Source organism: Paenibacillus canaveralius (assembly GCF_047238265.1).
Taxonomy (GTDB): Bacteria; Bacillota; Bacilli; order Paenibacillales; family NBRC-103111; genus Paenibacillus_F.
Genome location: NZ_JBDFMM010000001.1, coordinates 4,875,546 through 4,891,591, shown reverse-complemented (window position 1 = coordinate 4,891,591; position 16,046 = coordinate 4,875,546). Strand labels below are relative to the sequence as shown.

The window sequence follows — 16,046 nt, the reverse complement described above, 5'->3', positions numbered from 1 at the left end:
CGGATAACATTTAATATAACGGAATCTTTTCGAATATAAATGATGGATAGTTCTATGAAGCTGAATCTTGCATTCGCCACTACATAATAATACAAAAAAGCATGCAGGGCTAAATGTAAGATGGCGGTTACAAAAAAAACGATAATCAGTACGATAAGCACTCCTAAGCCAGGTGCGAAAGTATTGTCGGTTCCGGCTGTTGTGAACAGACCCGCATCAAGCTTCCCCATATATTTGGAATAAACAGATAGGACGGACAAAACGGAAACAAGCAGGCTGCATACAAAATAAACCTTTTTGGACATATAAAAAGTATCCCCTATCCGTTTATTGTGATAACTAAATCTTGATGTACAATCAAGATCTAAATTATGCTCATTGTACAAGTTTGGAATCACAAACTTATATTACTCCTCCAAAATAACACGATCTATCATTTTATCTTCCCAATCCAGTGTCATTTCGATCTTTGTTCCCTCTTGTTTTACAATATAATTCGTGCATGTAGCTGTTTCGTAACAATCCACTTTCTCAATGGTGTATTTTCCGGTATAGTTTTTTTCTATATCCTTTTTAGTTTTAGGTATGGCGGCTTTACCATCATAAACGGATGGATACCAGGTTGCCTTTACTAGGCCATTTTTTCCTACTAAAAAAGTGGCATTAGGGCCTTTTTCCCCTTTGTAAAAAATCTCCTTAAGGTCATCCTTTGCTTCTTCTGATGTAGGTTTTCCCATCTGACTAATGATCTCTTCTTTTGACATTTTTATTGAAAAAGGACCGAAAGCTAAAGAAGAATTGTTATTCGTAGTCGCAGCAGGACTGCTATCGTTAATAACCGTGTCCGATGTTTTAGAACATCCGCCTATAAGGAGCAAGCTTATCATCAAAGTTAAAACCACAGTTTTATTCAGCTTATAATCCTCCTAACAAAAAAGAGAAGATGAATAGCAAAGCAAGGTTACTCGCTGCTTATTTTTGAAAGTTCTACTGAAAGGTTTTTAATTAATTTTCACCGAATGCCGTTCGATAAGTGAAGCAAGTTCCTCAAAAGTATACTTGTGATTGACCATATCTACAGTAAAATCTTCAGCAGTTTTAGGATTCATTTTGAAATGGTATCCGTTATAGCGCAGGAAAATAAGGAGTGCCGTAAACGCGGTTCTTTTATTGGCGTTCTGAAAAGGATGGTTTTGGCCGAGAGACTCGAACAGCGCGGCAGCTTTATTCCAAATTGCCGGATACGCATCTTCGCCAAATGCCGATGACAAGGGGCGATGTATGGCCGATTCGAGAAGACTGGAGGTCTTGACTCCGATTTGTTCTCCTGGGCTGTACCTCTGAATCATCGCGACGTTGATAGCGATAACCTCTTGGGCGGTTAAATAACGGGTTTTTGTGCTCATCTATCTTTAAGGCCTTTGAGGGTCTCGTCGTACTCACTGATTACCTCGGTCAAATTATCCAAAAAATCTGCGCTGATGCCCTCGGGCAGCGTAACTTTAGTCGCTTTCTTAATGACAATTTCCCCGCTGGCGTGTTTAACATCAATTTGTACCGTGTCCCCTTGGTCCAGGCCAATCTGCTTTAAAGCATCTGTCATGGTAATCCCGAGACTGTTCCCAAACTTCGTCACTTTTCTCTCCATATCGTTCACCTTACCCATCTTGTTTCCTCCTTCATAAGGATATTCAACTGTTATAACAATTATACGTAAATACCTTCTGTGGGGATAGGATAAAAAGGCCCAAAATGACAGCAGGTTCTATAAAAGTTAGAACTACATTTTACACAGGCCGTCAAATACAATTGCTCTATCAGCCAGGTCGGCGCCAGGTCAGCAGATTGACTTCAAATCAACATACAAGGAGCGGCGATAGAATGAAAGTTCTTAAATACCTCTTTCTATCCTTGAATAGTTTGTTGTCTTTTTACGCAGGTTTTTGGGCTTACGAAAAAGTTCTATGGTTAGTTTGGGAGCAAACCGTTAGCGAAGGGGACTTACGAGCCGTTCAGTATTGGGCGGGAATCGCGTATCTCATCATCTTGGTTCCCTCTTATCTGTTGATATGCTCCTATGTTGCATCCAAAATAAAATCGGGAATTATGCGTCTGCTGCTTTATCCTATCGGGTGCGCACTCGTGTTTGTTATTCCCACCTTATTTATATTTGCTGCTTTTGGCGGCGGGAATCTCTTTTCGGCGGAGGCGTTTCTGTTTTATGTGTTTTTTATTTCCTCCGGAGTAGTATTTGGTCTGGGGTATGCTTTAAGTATGTTTTTGACATCAAATGGGTTTGGAAAATAATTCGTAGGTGCACTCCCTTTAATGGCAAAAGAGGGTGCTTTTTTGTTTTAACTTAATGAAGAGAATGAAAATATCGTTTACAATGGAATTATTAACCACCCTTAGCAGTGCATGATTAATTTAGATCAGGAGGGTTTAGAATGGCTATGAAATTAATGCTGTCGGGAATTTTCGTATTCCTTTTGACCGATTTTATGGGAAATACAATGGGGATCAAGCTGTATCTGCTGGAAGCTATTCTTCCTCTGTTAGGGATCGTTTTGTTTGTTTCAGGGCTCTTTGTGAAAAGTGGCCGTGATTCGCGGTGATTTGTATAGCTGAGTTCGTGTTTTTAATAAAAAAATCCAGGGGAGCCTATTAGGCCACCCTGGATTTGTGTTAGTTAAAAAGTTCATAAATGAGCAGTAGCAACATGATAATAACCCGTGGTTGTACTTTTAAAGAAAAAGTTTTGTTTTTATTGTCGTACTCAACTTCCATATCAATTCCTCCTAGTTTAGATGATCGAGGAAGAGTTAATTTTCTCCCCTCATTCTTTAGCGGGGAGGCAGAAGAATTTAGCTTTTTTGTGAGTTTTATTTAATAGATATATAGAGATTATGAGTAAATTCATACACTGGAGGTGTTGACATGTCCAAACTAACCGATATCAAGCAAAAAATCCTGCAGTTCGATGGTGGTGCTTTTCAGGAACTTTGTGATGCATATCTATATAAACTGGGTTACAGAGATGTAACATCGTTAGGTACGAAATCGGGCACTTTAAAAACAACAAAGGGCATTCCAGATACATATTTTCTGGATTCAAACGATAAATATATCTTTGTTATGTATACAGCCCAGCAGACAGAAGTCCCTAAAAAGCTGAAAGAAGATATCTTTGACTGTCTTAACTCCCAGAAAACAGGAATCGAAGTGTCAGATATAAGCGAAATCATTCTCTGTCACACATCTTCTAACATCCCAGCAGGCAAGACTAACAATTTATATGAGGTATGCTCGAACAAAGGAGTATTACTGAAAATATTGGGGATCGATGAGCTTGCTAGTGATATTTATAACCGATTCCATGGAATCGCGCGTGACTTTTTAGGGGTTCCAATTAGCACGGAGCAAATTTTTGATCTTCGTGAATTTGTAATGGCTTATGACTCTAACGGTATGGCAACTCCACTCTCTACCACTTTTCAAATGAGAAAACAAGAAACCGTTGATATTTTAGAAAAGATTGAACAGAGCAAGGTTACAATTCTCACAGGTCCTGCGGGAGTAGGAAAAACACGGCTAGCCTTGGAGTGTTGCGAAAAGTATGCAGAAGAGAATAATTACAGATTGTTTTGTATCCAGAGTAATCGTCTTCCCATTTATGAAGATTTGAAAATCTTTTTAAATAAACCTGATAATTATCTACTATTTATTGATGATGGAAATCAAATCTCTGGCCTCAACCACGTTCTTCAGTACTTAACGAAAGCCAAGCAAGGCTATGAAATAAAAATTGTTATAACGGTCAGAGACTATGCGAAATATAGTATTGTGCAGGAGGCAAGAAATTTCACAAAACCAGAAGTTTATGGGATTGGTGTGTTTAAAGATGATGAAATAAAAGAACTATTAAAAGAAAACTTACAGATCCTAAATACTAATTATTTGGATAAAATTGTGCGTATTGCTGAAGGAAATGCCCGGCTTGCTGTACTTGCAGGAAAATTGGCTGTTGATAAACAAAGACTTGATAGCATCAATGATGCCACTGAACTATACGAAAGCTATTATGGAAATGTTATAAGCCGCTATATTTTGAGTGAGAATAAAGAATTATGCGCTGTAGCGGGTATACTCGCTTTTGTATCTGCTATCCATCTTGAGCATTTAAAAGGATTAGCTTCATTGCTAGAAAGTTTAGACATATCCGAAAGGTCCTTTATTAAATATGTCTATCAGCTCCATGAATTAGAAATAGTAGATATTTATCATGATAAAGCGGCTAAGATCTCTGATCAGTGCTTTGGTAATTATCTGCTGAATTATGTATTCGTTCAAAAGAAGATTGTGCCATTGGCCGTTATGATCAAAGCTTGTTTTATTAGTTACCGACCTCGTGTTGTTAATGCGGTTAGTACGTTAGCTAATATTTTTGCCTCGAATGAAATGCACCAGCAGCTAGAAAAAGAAATCGGTATTGTATGGGATGATTTTCAAAAATCTGGGGAGACGTATTTTTTGGAATATGTCAAAGTTTTTCATAGTATACGGCCAACTGAAACTTTATTACTTGTAAAAGAAAAAATAGATAGTTTACCTTATGAAGCATATGATGTTAGTTCCATTAATTTTGAAGAGGAAAAAAGGCGAGGAAGAAGCGAAGATGACTTTATTCTCCATATTCTCCGTGATTTTTGTGATACAACTGACCTTCCAGATGCACTAGATTTGATGTTCAATTATTACAAAAGGCAACCGAAAAATTTCGTGAGCGTATATCAAGCTATTTGCAATGCTTTTGTAGTGAAGAAAGATTCATATCGTTATGGCTTTTGGACTCAGAAACAACTGATTACTAAATTTGTTGAACACTCGGATATTTGGAGAAACGAAGCAGTAAACATACTATTTTTAAAAATCGCGGCAGAGTTTCTAAAGCTCGTTTCTTCACCAACCGAGGCAGGGAGAGGTAACTCCTTCACATTCTATACGATCCCGATTGAATTAAGCGAAGGATCTGAACAATACCGGGGTTTGATTTGGAACGGCCTTTTGGAGCTATACAGGAATGAGAGTCATCAGCTGGAGATCGAAAAAATACTGAAAGGTTACGGAGAGGGGGAAGGCCAAAAGGTCAGCCATGAGTTAGTACATTATGACTTCAAATATATCCTTAAATTTTTTGATGAGTTCTTTTCGACGCAAAACCTTTTCCATTGTATTATCGCGCAGAAATTGTTGGACCGTTTGAAATTTTTGAACATGCATCCCTTTGATTGTTTATCTCACTATACAAACTCTATGAATTATAAATGGTATAGGATTTTAAAGGGGGAATGCCATCTAGAAGAATACGTTTATTACAAAGAAAAGAAACTAAAGGAAGCAGATATTGAAACATTAGTACAAGATTGCACTGAAACCACAATTCAGACAATCATGGAAATATGCTTATTTAGTGAGACGTACGATACCCATCAAGACCGGGAACTCAGAGAAGGGGTCCAATATGCATTCGAAGTGCTTTCGCGAAATAAGGGAGGATTTTCGAATGCTGTAAATATGTATTTAGTTAACAATACCCCTCTTGATATATTCCCTGACCCGATAGTAGCTAAAATGTTCGAGTTATTTGGGGATCAAGAAACCTATAGCATCATTACTAAAAGGACTTACGATAAAAAGGGAGATTGGCAGTTCTCCTTCTTCAAAAAGTTGCCGCAACATCTAGTTACAGAGCATTATGTGCAGGAATTTTATGATTTTTTGGCTAACGGGGAGACATCTGAGAAAGCAATCTTTTACAGGGATCTAGATTTCTTAGATCATTATGTACCCCATGATCAGGATATTTATATATCAACTTTTAAGCTAATAGCAGCAATATATGAGCACTCGCCTTATACATTTTCCCTTTATACAACCCTACTGTTTATGAACAATAAAATTGAATTTAACGATCTGCTTAAACGTTTTGATAGTGACCCTCCTCTCTTAAAGGATATCTATTTTAAGTTGATTTCTTATAGCGAGAATGTAGATCGTAGTGGTGAATTTCTTATCAATTTAAATAAAGTGGATCCGACCTTCTTGCAAGATTATATCCAGTTTGTTATGAGCAAAAGCAATGATATATGGGCATCTAAGAAAGATGAAGAACGCCTTTCCGCGATATGGGAATGTGATAATTATATTGAACTGGCCAATGAAATTATGGAAACCTACTATTTGGACAGAGAAACTTCAACCTGGTCAATGGTGAGACATCTCACGAATGCACTAGTTTATTCAGATCGAAAAAAGCTTATCGAGAAACGACAAGATGAATGGATCGCGCATTTCGTGGATGAAAATCATCAAAAAGTAAATGTGATGCTTATCATTTATTCGGCTATTGCAGAACTTCCATCTGAAAGAAGGAAGAAGCATGTTCTCTACTTAATTCGTTTGAATCAAAACTATGAGTTATTTGATGAACTTCAATTAGTTCCGAGTATTGTAGGTGGAAGTGGAGATATGATTGCTGACATGGAGAAAAGGATTTCTTTCCTGGAATCCTTGCTTCCTTCTCTTACTGGAATAGCTTTTCTAAAGCACAAGCAAAAAATAGCGAGAGATATTGAATATTGGAAGAAACTGATTGAGAGAGAGCAGGTTGAGGAGGTATTTGAGAGGTTGTAACTAAAACGTTCAACGTTTTAAAGCAGACTCTGTTGAATTTAGAATGCTATCAAGATGCTTTATCAAAAGGCAATACAAAATTTACTAAAAACGTAGCTTCATTACTATAAACTTATTAGACATGGGTGTGAATATGGAAATTAATTATTCAACTTATTTACCGTTTGCTGTTGCAGTTGTATCTGCGACGCTTGGTTATTTTTTTGGATCAAGAACAAAAAAGAACGATAGGATAATTCTCTACACGCAAGAAAATCTAAAAGACGTGGTGAGCCCATTTTATCACGAAATGATACGTATTATGAATCGGTCGTTACAACCTAAACAGAGAGAAGATTTACTGGATAATTTTTTTGAAATGTATATGTCTAACAATACCTTTGTGTATAAATTAGGAAATTTAAACGTATTAGATTCATTTTATGATTTAAATTTGAAGTACTTAGAATTTAAGCAAAATCGTGATGTGACAAAGTGGAATGAGTTCTGGCATTCTTTAGAAGAAAATTTCTTTAATACTATAAAGAAAGAATATAGAGGTTCAATAAGTCTTGTTTATCATCAATTTAAATGGCAGCAATATATACATGTACAAACGTATTGGAAGAGAATATATTTTGAACTTGTTAAATTCTTGTACGATACTGCAATAGGAATGATCGCCGTTTCACTGATATTGATTTATTTCTCTGGTCTATTTAAATTTTTTGGTTTGGGTGTTTTTGCAAAAGAATTTTTAGTAGATAGTTTACTTTTTTTTGGATTTAGTGTTGTGTTGGCTGCTTTTTTAACAATTATAAATACTCAATACTCAAATATGTCATCTAATACTAAACAAATCGATTGGTTGGACAAAAAGTTATCAAAAATTTTAAATTGGAGAAAGTTCTCGGTTGAAAAAAAAGATTTCAGCGATGTACCAAATATGTATGAAAAAAAATTGCTAGATTAAATCGAGATTTTTTATCAAATAAGAATCTGATAACTTATAGGAAGCTGATCATTAAAATTGTAGGGGGATTATACCTATGATTATCTAAAGTAGTAATGCTCGAAAAATTTAAGAGACAATAGATAAAAGCCAATTTCACAATGTTTTATTTATCGTCTATACAATCCAAATCAATAATCTCCCGTATATCGCTGATGCCAAGTGCATCGGCGATTCTTTCTATATGACTAAAATTAATGTTTGTACGTTTGCCGTTGGAAAGTTCGCTTAGCGCGGCATGTCTTATATCCGATAAACGGGACAGTTCTCGTAAAGAGATGCCTCTTTTCTGGATGAGTTCAGGAATCTTTATCACAATTTTCTTAGACAAAAAAATCCCTCCTTAAAGCCTTGCTATACGCAAAAACGTAACATATAATAAAAATTGAACTGGTACGCTATTGCGTATAATATGAGCTACTGGAGGTAATTTATTCATGTCCTCACTTCACTGGCGTAATAACTCTCTAATTCACCGTTTCGATAAGCTTTCGGATGAGGCCGATACCTCAATGGTTTTTCAACCTATGACGGAGCAGCTTAGTGTCTTAGAAGTGGAATTGCTGCAATCTCTTGAGCCTGATCAGCAAATGCTTTTCCGGGAGTGGCAGGACAAGGAACTGGCTCTGGAATACATGAAAAAAGAATGGATTTACGTCAGAGGTGTGCAGGACGGCATCAAGATTTTATCCCAGCTTTACAGCGAATGATTGTCGAATTTAATCTTTGTCGGATGTTTCAACCAAATCAATAATTTCCCGTATATCGCTGATGCCAAGTGCGTCGGCGATTCTTTCTATATGACTGAAGTTAATGTTGGTACGTTTGCCGTTGGAAAGTTCACTTAGCGCGGCATGTCTTACATCGGACAAACGAGACAATTCTCGTAAAGAAATGCCTCTTTTCTTGGTGAGTGAGGCAATTTTGATCACGACTTTCTTAGACATAAAAAGTCCCTCCTTAAAGCCTGTGTATACGCAAAAACGTAACATAAAATAAATCTTGATCTGGCACGCTATCGCGTATAGTTTGAGGTGAAGGAGGTAATTATTCATGATCTACTTGTGCAACAACTCCCTAATCTATCGTTTCGATAAGCCTCGTTCTCATTACCTTATAGGTATCGAGACCTAGGCTTTTTTTGTTTTGTGCCCTCCAAGAAAGGAAATCCATGGAATTTTAGCGAATGATGTCTTATATCGTTTTATGAATGAGGAGAAGACGTATGTTTGCTAAATTACGGGCGCTTTTTGCCAAGCCCGCATCAGAACCACCCCAACAGAAAGCTAAACAGGCACCTGCCGCGAGACGCCCCAAAGTGGAAGCCACCCGGATTGGGGAACTGGGGGAGCACAAAATCAACATTCAATTGGATCAGCTTCCAAAGGAATGCCGTTATCTGAGCGATCTGCTGATTCCGAATCCAAAGTCACGGTCAGGATACTCTCAAATTGATCATTTGGTCATTTCCCCCTTTGGGCTTTTTGTCATTGAAACGAAGAATTACAACGGGGAAATCAAGGGTGCGCGTAAGGACCGCTACTGGCGTGTAAGCAACCGGTTCAACATGTACAATCCGCTGATGCAGAACTACGGGCATATCAAAGCGGTAGAGCTGCAAATTCCGGCTTACAAGCGGGTCAAATTCATTTCGATGATTTCGTTTACGATGCGGTGCCGTTTTAGCATAGATCCGGAGACTGCGGAAAATTCAGTCCGATGAACTTATCGTGTACGATGTCGAGCTTTCGGAATTTATCGGGCGCAAGATGGTTCGCATGCAGGCAGAAAATCCGGAACCATCGCTTTCGGAAAAGGATATTAGGGGGATTTACGAGCTGATCGCGGCAGCGAATATTACAGACACTAGGATCAGAGCCGAGCATATCGCGAAAAGCAAAAAAGCGTAGCGTTCGTTACATGCGAGAGGCTGCATTTTACAAAAGGCGGTATAGGGTGTAACGAGACAGGATGAAGAAACGAGCCTTTTTTTGGGCGACATGACACTAAGGACAGAAATTGACGCTGCTTAAATGATCTACTCACTTTTTTATGCTAAAGGAGACTTACCCATGTTTAAAAAGATTTTGGAAATGTTGAATTTGAATAAGTCGATTGCGGAGAAAACCTTGCACTTGGAAAGAATCAATAAGCAGATCCAGGGGAAAGAGGATGTAATCCAGGCTACGATACACCAAGCGAGAGAGTCCGTCAGGCAGGAAGCTGAACACATCCTGAGAGAGGCTAGAAGGGAAGCGGACGCGAGTCTGGCTATCGCAAAGGGGCACCTGGCAGACATTCAAACCAAGATGGAGCAAGAACTCAGACAATCGGAAAGCGTCTCTGCCGAGCTGGAGTCCAGGCAGAAAGCTCTAACCAAACTAGAGAAGACTCTTGCCAAAACGAAAAGCGAATCTCTCGGAATTAAAAATTTATTGGAGAAGTTTCCGGCCGCCGTTAAGTTTGAAGTGATCGAAGAAGAACTGGCGGTACTTGAAGAGAGTTTGGGTGAGGGCGCTCTAAAGCCGATCGTCGAGCTTCATTTGCATCATCATGATTCCAAGAAGCTCCGGCAGGAGATGTCCGGCATTAATAAAGAGATTAAGGCTTTGCTCAAATCCTATGAAGACCGCTATACGACGAAAGCGAACAAAACAATTTATCACTTGATGGTGATCGGTTTGCAGGCCGAGCTTCAAAATATTTTGCATACCCTGATCTATACGAATTTGGAAAAGGCAGTTACAAACGCAAGCGAACTGATTAACAAGTACCAGGTGATCTGTGCAGGCGGAAACTCGCAAATTTTGCCGACCATTACGAGATTTTTATCTGAGATTGAGCCGCTGTTCAAAAATGCTATTTTAGTGGAATATCAGTATTACATCCAAAAGGAAAAAGAGAAGGAAGAGCAAAAGCTGATCCGGGAGCAAATGCGCCAAGAAGCAGAAGAGCAGCGCTTGCTTAATGAGGAACGGAAGAAGATCGAGCAGGAAGAACAGAAATATTTTAAAGAGATGGAGAAAAACAAAGAAATGCTCAGCAAGGAAACTGATTTGGGTAAAATCGCCGCTCTGGAAGCCAGGTTACGTGAATTGGAAGAACAGGTCCAACGGGTGGAAGAGCAGAAAGAAGAAATTACAAAGCGGGCTAACGGAAGAGCCGGATATGTGTATGTGATTTCGAATTTGGGTTCCTTCGGCGACCGGATGTTCAAAATCGGCATGACGCGTCGCTTGAATCCGCTGGACCGTATCGAAGAACTGGGGGACGCCTCCGTACCGTTTAAATTCGATATTCATGCCATGGTGTTTAGCGAAAATGCGGTCCAGTTGGAGCAGGATTTACACCGAATTTTATCGGATAACCGGGTGAATAAAGTGAACCTGCGGAAGGAATTTTTCTATTCCGATATTGAGGGCCTTCAAGCTACGGTAGAGGAGATTGACCCGACTGTTGAATTTATTACAACCATGGTTGCACAGGAATATCGTCAGAGCCAAAGCCTGGATCTTATAGAGGAGCAAGAGATCGTGGAGGCGGTTTGAGGTACGGGTTAAGTTAGAGCTTAAAAAGTGAAAGCACTCTAAAGGAGTGCTTTCTTTTACGGATATGGGATGCATGAGACTTTCAATCGAAGGAAAACCATGGAACTTATCGAATACTGTCATTACATCTAAATTTAGTTTTCTTTTTGGAGGAACCATCGTGACTTTACCAAGTGAATTGTCCTCGATTTTTCGTCATAAACAAAAGTCTTATAAAATGGTCCTCATTCTCTCTATGTTAGGGGAGTACCGAAATTCTAAACAACGACTCCTACCGTTTGGCCAGGTGGTTGAAAGGTTTTTGAGCTATTACCAAACGAACGAAGACAGAGGGAATAAGGTAGATATTCCTCCTGGCGGTGCTGCGGCGAGATGGAGTAATTTATCGCTGACCCAGACGAATTCTCTGTTGAATACACCTTTGAATGCTCTATCTGCCATTCTAGATTTTAATAACGAGCAGCAGACGATCACGTTCAAGGAATCAGTCTGGGATAAGTTAAACGAGCAAGAGCTGGCGGAGCTTGAGCAATATGCGGAACAAGAACTTGAACAGTACAACCTTCAACTGAGGACAGTTTTTTCGCTAAGACAAGCTTTGGAGGATACGCTTAACACCTATGCAGTGGCTAAAAACGAACCTTTCGCGAATCACGCTTTAGGGACTTTGTTTCGACGAACGATTCCGCAGTATATAAAAGGCCAACCTTTTATGAATGAGAACTACATGGTGGAGGGGTCAATTGGTAAGGGAAAGTGGGTTACGATTCCTTGGATTGCCATATTGGACAAGCGTATTACAGAAAAAATACAATGTGGAGAGTATATTACGTACTTATTTTCCGCTGATATGAGTTCTGTTTATTTGACCTTGATGCAGGGTGTCGATAATCCCCTTAAAGAACGAGGTAGGAAGGAAGGCCATCGTTACTTAGCACAAAAAGTAAAAGAGTTACGGGAGCTACTGCCTTTAGAAGGGATGCAGAAAGACAATAACATGTTTTTAGCCCCAAGCGGATTGGGGCGGGATTACCAGGTTTCAACCGTGGCTTACATTCGCTACGACAAAGATCATTTGCCGGAAGAGGGTCAACTATTAGCTGATCTAGAAAATGTCATGAACAACTATAAGCTATACGTCGATCATGTCGTCGGGCAGACGGCCGAGGTGGGTGAAGAACTAGTGGAAGAGATTGAAAGGCCGATCCCTACGGATACGCTTACGGTTCCTGAGAGAATCGAGCAGATCAAATCTTACATTGAGCAGAAGGGCTTTCACTACCCAGGAGCGCTCATTGAGAATTTGTATTTGTCTTTTAAAACAAAACCATTCGTCATCCTGGCAGGGGTGTCGGGGACAGGGAAGACGAAGCTCGTTAAGTTATTCGCGGAGGCGATTGGGGCTATAAGAGAGAATAACCAGTACACGTTGATTCCGGTACGACCGGATTGGAGCGATCCTTCAGATCTGCTGGGGTATAAAGATCTATCTGGGGCTTTTCGGCCGGGACGTATAGCGAAGGTGTTGGTGGAGGCTTCGAAAGAAGAGAATCGACACAAACCGTACTTCATCTGTTTGGACGAAATGAATCTGGCTCGGGTGGAGCATTATTTCAGCGACCTGCTCAGTATCATAGAGACGCAGAAATGGCAGGAGGAACGGATTGTCACATCGCCTTTAATCCATGCGGAAGAACTAGGCACGGAGGATCAGTCTGTGTACGGTGGCTTGGCTCTACCGGATAATGTGTATCTGGTCGGGACAGTGAATATGGACGAGACGACGCATCCTTTTAGCAAAAAGGTGCTGGACCGCGCCAATACGATCGAATTTAACTACATTAATCTGATGCAGTATCCGGATTATGAGGAGCTGGATGAAGCGGCGTCAGTTGTGCCAGCTTCGAATGGTTTTCTGCGGGCGGATTATTTGCAGTTGGTAGATGCGTATGGGTATTATTCGGAACTGATCCAGAGGACTACGGAGAAACTGGTAACCATCAATGAAATTCTGGAAGACATTCATTCGCATGTTGGATTTAGGATCCGGGATGCCGTGTGTTTTTATATGGTTTATAATCAACGCTTCGAATTGCTTTCCGAGAATGAAGCGTTTGATTGGCAGCTTTTACAAAAGCTTCTGCCTCGGGTTCAGGGAAGTAGCTCATCTGTGAAACGAGCGTTACTAGGTCTCATGCAGGTGGCGGTAGGTAAGCCGCTGAACATAGGGGCGCTGATGGACGACGCGTCGGAGTTGACCCGCAAATGGGGATCGAGGCAGTCGACAGAAGTGGCCCTATATCCGCAAAGCGCGCGGAAGATTGCTTTTATGATCAGGAGGTTAGAGGAAGATGGGTTTACCTCCTTCTGGCTCTCTTAATCAAAGCGCGGTGCTGCTGCATGTGGAGACGAATTGGTTTAATTTCTATATCCGAGGGAAGCCGTTTCATCCGACGGTTGAATCGCTCCAATTGCACCGGGAAGGGCAGGGGGTGGATGCGCATCTCCTGGTGTCGGCTCTGGGTTCATCTGTGACCATTGAAAAGGTGTCTGTGTTTGATTCCGAGATGGGAGAGCTGGCGGAATGGCAGCAGGGAGAGTGGAGAAACCCCTTATTCTATGAAACTCAGGCTTACCAAGTCGTGGTGGAAAAGAAAGAGGATCTTGCCCTGACATTCCATCATGAGAATGTGCATTTGCGTGGGGCAGTGGAGCCACTGGGACAAATGATTTTGGCGGGAGAACTGAACTTTCAGAATGAAGTCGGTTTGACGGAGCTTCAGCTTAGGTTACACGGTGAACCGATTTTCCAGATACAGCTTGAAATCTTTCCAGCTAAAATGGATTACCAAAACGACTACCGACAAATTCTTCTTGATGTGAATCAGCAAATTTATAATTTGTCTTTTGATTTTCTGCGGAAGACATATCACAAGACGGGGCTCAGGGAGACGGGGAACCAGAGCTTGACGGAGTTTTTTACGATTCTGCAAGTGGTATTTGGGCAGCTTGTGCAGGCTGTAGAGCGGATTCAGGCTTCGCCCCATGCCAGCATGAGGATAGAGAACCGCGTCGTGGACGCAGCCCGGGTGCGGAAAGCAGGGAGAGAAACAGCTGCGTACTTGACCAAACGCCCACATCTGCTGGTAGAGGATAAGAAGCAAGGTTTTATCTCGATGAACGAGAGGATGTACACACCGAGTCATGCGCTGGAGGCGAGGCGGCAGGTGGATTACAACACCCAGGAGAACCGTTTTGTCCGGTGGGTGCTGGTACGTGTATCGAAAAAGCTAAACGAGCTGAAAACTCGTCTGACGCAGGGCGGCCGAATGCAGGATCCGCTTCTTGCGAAACGGATTCAAGGAATGCAGGGGCAGCTGCAGCGGCTGCTGGGACTTGATTTTTTGCAGGTGGGGGAGATGAGACAACTCACTGTGACGTTGGTGCTTCAAATGGCACCGGGTTACCGGGAGGTACACCGCCATTATCTGATGCTGATGAAGGGTCTGTCGGTTCAGAGCGATCTGTTTAAGCTGTCGATGAAGGACGTGGCGCAGCTATATGAGTACTGGTGTTTCTTGAAAATTCACGAGCTGCTTCGTCGCAAATACGAATTAGTGTCGCAGGATCTGGTACGGGTGAACCGGACCGGACTGTTCGTGACACTGGACCGGACGCAGAAAGCGAAAATGACCTACCGGAATCCAGCCAGTGGCGAAGTGTTCACGCTCTATTACAACGCACTGCCTCCCCGTGACCATAGCAAGACCCTCGGACAGAAGCCGGATAATGTACTGACACTTAAGAAGAACGATTCGCCTGTGGAGTATAAGTATATTTTTGACGCAAAATACCGCATGAACCCGGCTGTAGAGGGCACCCCTTACTACAATGCCTACAAGTCTCCTGGTCCGGTCGAGGACGATATCAACACGATGCATCGCTATCGAGACGCCATAGTGTATGCCGAGGGATCGGGGCAAGAGCTGGAGCGAGAGTACGAACGGAGCATGTTCGGCGCGTATGTGCTATTCCCATACGGAGACGAGGAGAAGTTTCGTGAGCACAAGTTCTACCGGAGCATCGGGTTAGTCAACGTTGGTGCGTTTCCTTTCTTGCCTAATGCGACTTCTTTGATGGAAGCGTTCTTGGACGAGATCATTCTGGATAGTCCCGAAAAAGCCTACGAGCGTTCTATCCGTCCTCGTGGTACAAAGGATTACTACCGGAACAAGCTTACGGGCAAGAACGTAATCGTCGGGTCCATGAGGAGTGGGCCTGTACAATTGGAAGCCGCGCTAAAGCATGGCTTTTATCATTTGCCTCTTAAAAATTTGACGGAGCAAAAAATATTGACGCAGTTGGAGTACGTCGCACTTTACCAATCGATCAAAGGGTTTGGCAGGAACGGGAAAGTGGGCGTGCATTGGTACGGCCGTATTTCAGCTTGGAAGGTGGTGCGGCGCTGTGAAATTACAGAAATTCCTTATAGACCGGGCACAGCGGATGACCTCTACGTTAAGCTTACCGTCGAAGAGTGGAAGCGGATGGAGCGGCCCATTATGCCTGGCGGTCGGGGAATTCACACCTTATTGCTCACGTCAAAATACATGTTGGATCGTGCTGTAGAAATTGCCGAGCTTAAATTAGAGTCGGAGGCAGATCTTGCGCAGTGGCGCGAGAAACGACGGCAGGGGTCTGTGAGGGTAGAGTTGGACCATCAGGATGTGGATTTGGCGAAACGAGTGTTGGGGGTCGAGATTGAGATTAGTTGGTGATAAGGTGAAATAAACTTTCAATGTAAATAAAAGAAA

14 protein-coding genes are annotated in these 16,046 nt (G+C 41.5%); 9 read left to right on the top strand and 5 right to left on the bottom strand.

Going from position 1 to position 16,046, the window contains the following annotated elements:
- Window positions 1-407 precede the first annotated feature (407 nt).
- The 3 genes from ABC395_RS22120 to ABC395_RS22110 all read right to left on the bottom strand — a co-directional run bounded on the left by ABC395_RS22120 (window position 408) and on the right by ABC395_RS22110 (window position 1,666).
- On the bottom strand, window positions 408-902 hold the full coding sequence (locus tag ABC395_RS22120) for a hypothetical protein (RefSeq protein ID WP_413006000.1): 495 nt from the start codon (window positions 900-902) through the stop codon (window positions 408-410).
- Between the two features lie 99 nt (window positions 903-1,001).
- Window positions 1,002-1,406 carry a type II toxin-antitoxin system death-on-curing family toxin gene (locus ABC395_RS22115; RefSeq protein WP_413005999.1) on the bottom strand — a complete coding sequence of 135 codons (405 nt, stop codon included), beginning with the start codon at window positions 1,404-1,406 and terminating at the stop codon, window positions 1,002-1,004.
- Window positions 1,403-1,666: an AbrB/MazE/SpoVT family DNA-binding domain-containing protein gene (locus ABC395_RS22110; RefSeq protein ID WP_413005998.1), complete on the bottom strand. Its 264-nt coding sequence runs from the start codon at window positions 1,664-1,666 to the stop codon at window positions 1,403-1,405. The genes ABC395_RS22115 and ABC395_RS22110 overlap by 4 nt, the downstream gene beginning before the upstream one ends.
- Before the next feature lie 215 nt (window positions 1,667-1,881).
- Here ABC395_RS22110 and ABC395_RS22105 point away from each other — a divergent pair, with 215 nt between their 5' ends.
- From ABC395_RS22105 to ABC395_RS22090, 4 genes are all read left to right on the top strand, one after another.
- Window positions 1,882-2,307 carry a hypothetical protein gene (locus ABC395_RS22105; RefSeq protein WP_413005997.1) on the top strand — a complete coding sequence of 142 codons (426 nt, stop codon included), beginning with the start codon at window positions 1,882-1,884 and terminating at the stop codon, window positions 2,305-2,307.
- Between the two features lie 140 nt (window positions 2,308-2,447).
- Complete coding sequence (locus ABC395_RS22100) at window positions 2,448-2,615, top strand: hypothetical protein (RefSeq protein ID WP_413005996.1); 168 nt, start codon at window positions 2,448-2,450, stop codon at window positions 2,613-2,615.
- Between the two features lie 322 nt (window positions 2,616-2,937).
- The gene (locus ABC395_RS22095) at window positions 2,938-6,693 is read left to right on the top strand and encodes an nSTAND3 domain-containing NTPase (protein ID WP_413005995.1); all 3,756 of its coding nucleotides are present in this window, start codon (window positions 2,938-2,940) and stop codon (window positions 6,691-6,693) included.
- 133 nt (window positions 6,694-6,826) lie between these two features.
- Window positions 6,827-7,645, top strand: coding sequence for a hypothetical protein (locus tag ABC395_RS22090; RefSeq protein ID WP_413005994.1), 819 nt, complete (start codon window positions 6,827-6,829; stop codon window positions 7,643-7,645).
- Window positions 7,646-7,790: 145 nt separating this feature from the next.
- Here ABC395_RS22090 and ABC395_RS22085 read toward each other — a convergent pair whose 3' ends face one another.
- Window positions 7,791-8,015: a helix-turn-helix domain-containing protein gene (locus tag ABC395_RS22085; protein WP_413005993.1), complete on the bottom strand. Its 225-nt coding sequence runs from the start codon at window positions 8,013-8,015 to the stop codon at window positions 7,791-7,793.
- 106 nt (window positions 8,016-8,121) lie between these two features.
- Between ABC395_RS22085 and ABC395_RS22080 the strand changes: the two genes are divergently transcribed.
- Complete coding sequence (locus tag ABC395_RS22080) at window positions 8,122-8,394, top strand: hypothetical protein (protein ID WP_413005992.1); 273 nt, start codon at window positions 8,122-8,124, stop codon at window positions 8,392-8,394.
- A gap of 9 nt (window positions 8,395-8,403) precedes the next feature.
- On the opposite strand, the gene ABC395_RS22075 is transcribed toward ABC395_RS22080, so the two are convergent.
- The gene (locus ABC395_RS22075) at window positions 8,404-8,631 is read right to left on the bottom strand and encodes a helix-turn-helix domain-containing protein (RefSeq protein ID WP_413005991.1); all 228 of its coding nucleotides are present in this window, start codon (window positions 8,629-8,631) and stop codon (window positions 8,404-8,406) included.
- A 278-nt stretch (window positions 8,632-8,909) separates the two neighbouring features.
- On the opposite strand from ABC395_RS22075, the gene ABC395_RS22070 reads away from it, so the two are divergent.
- The 4 genes from ABC395_RS22070 (at window position 8,910) to ABC395_RS22055 (ending at window position 16,010) form a co-directional block, all read left to right on the top strand.
- Entirely contained in the window at window positions 8,910-9,407 is a 498-nt protein-coding gene (locus tag ABC395_RS22070; protein WP_413005990.1) for a nuclease-related domain-containing protein, read from the top strand.
- Window positions 9,408-9,756: 349 nt separating this feature from the next.
- Entirely contained in the window at window positions 9,757-11,232 is a 1,476-nt protein-coding gene (locus ABC395_RS22065; RefSeq protein WP_413005989.1) for a GIY-YIG nuclease family protein, read from the top strand.
- Between the two features lie 73 nt (window positions 11,233-11,305).
- Window positions 11,306-13,612 carry an MrcB family domain-containing protein gene (locus tag ABC395_RS22060; protein WP_413005988.1) on the top strand — a complete coding sequence of 769 codons (2,307 nt, stop codon included), beginning with the start codon at window positions 11,306-11,308 and terminating at the stop codon, window positions 13,610-13,612.
- Window positions 13,584-16,010: a DUF2357 domain-containing protein gene (locus ABC395_RS22055; protein WP_413005987.1), complete on the top strand. Its 2,427-nt coding sequence runs from the start codon at window positions 13,584-13,586 to the stop codon at window positions 16,008-16,010. Before ABC395_RS22060 ends, ABC395_RS22055 begins: the two co-directional genes overlap by 29 nt.
- The last annotated feature ends 36 nt before the right edge of the window (window positions 16,011-16,046 follow it).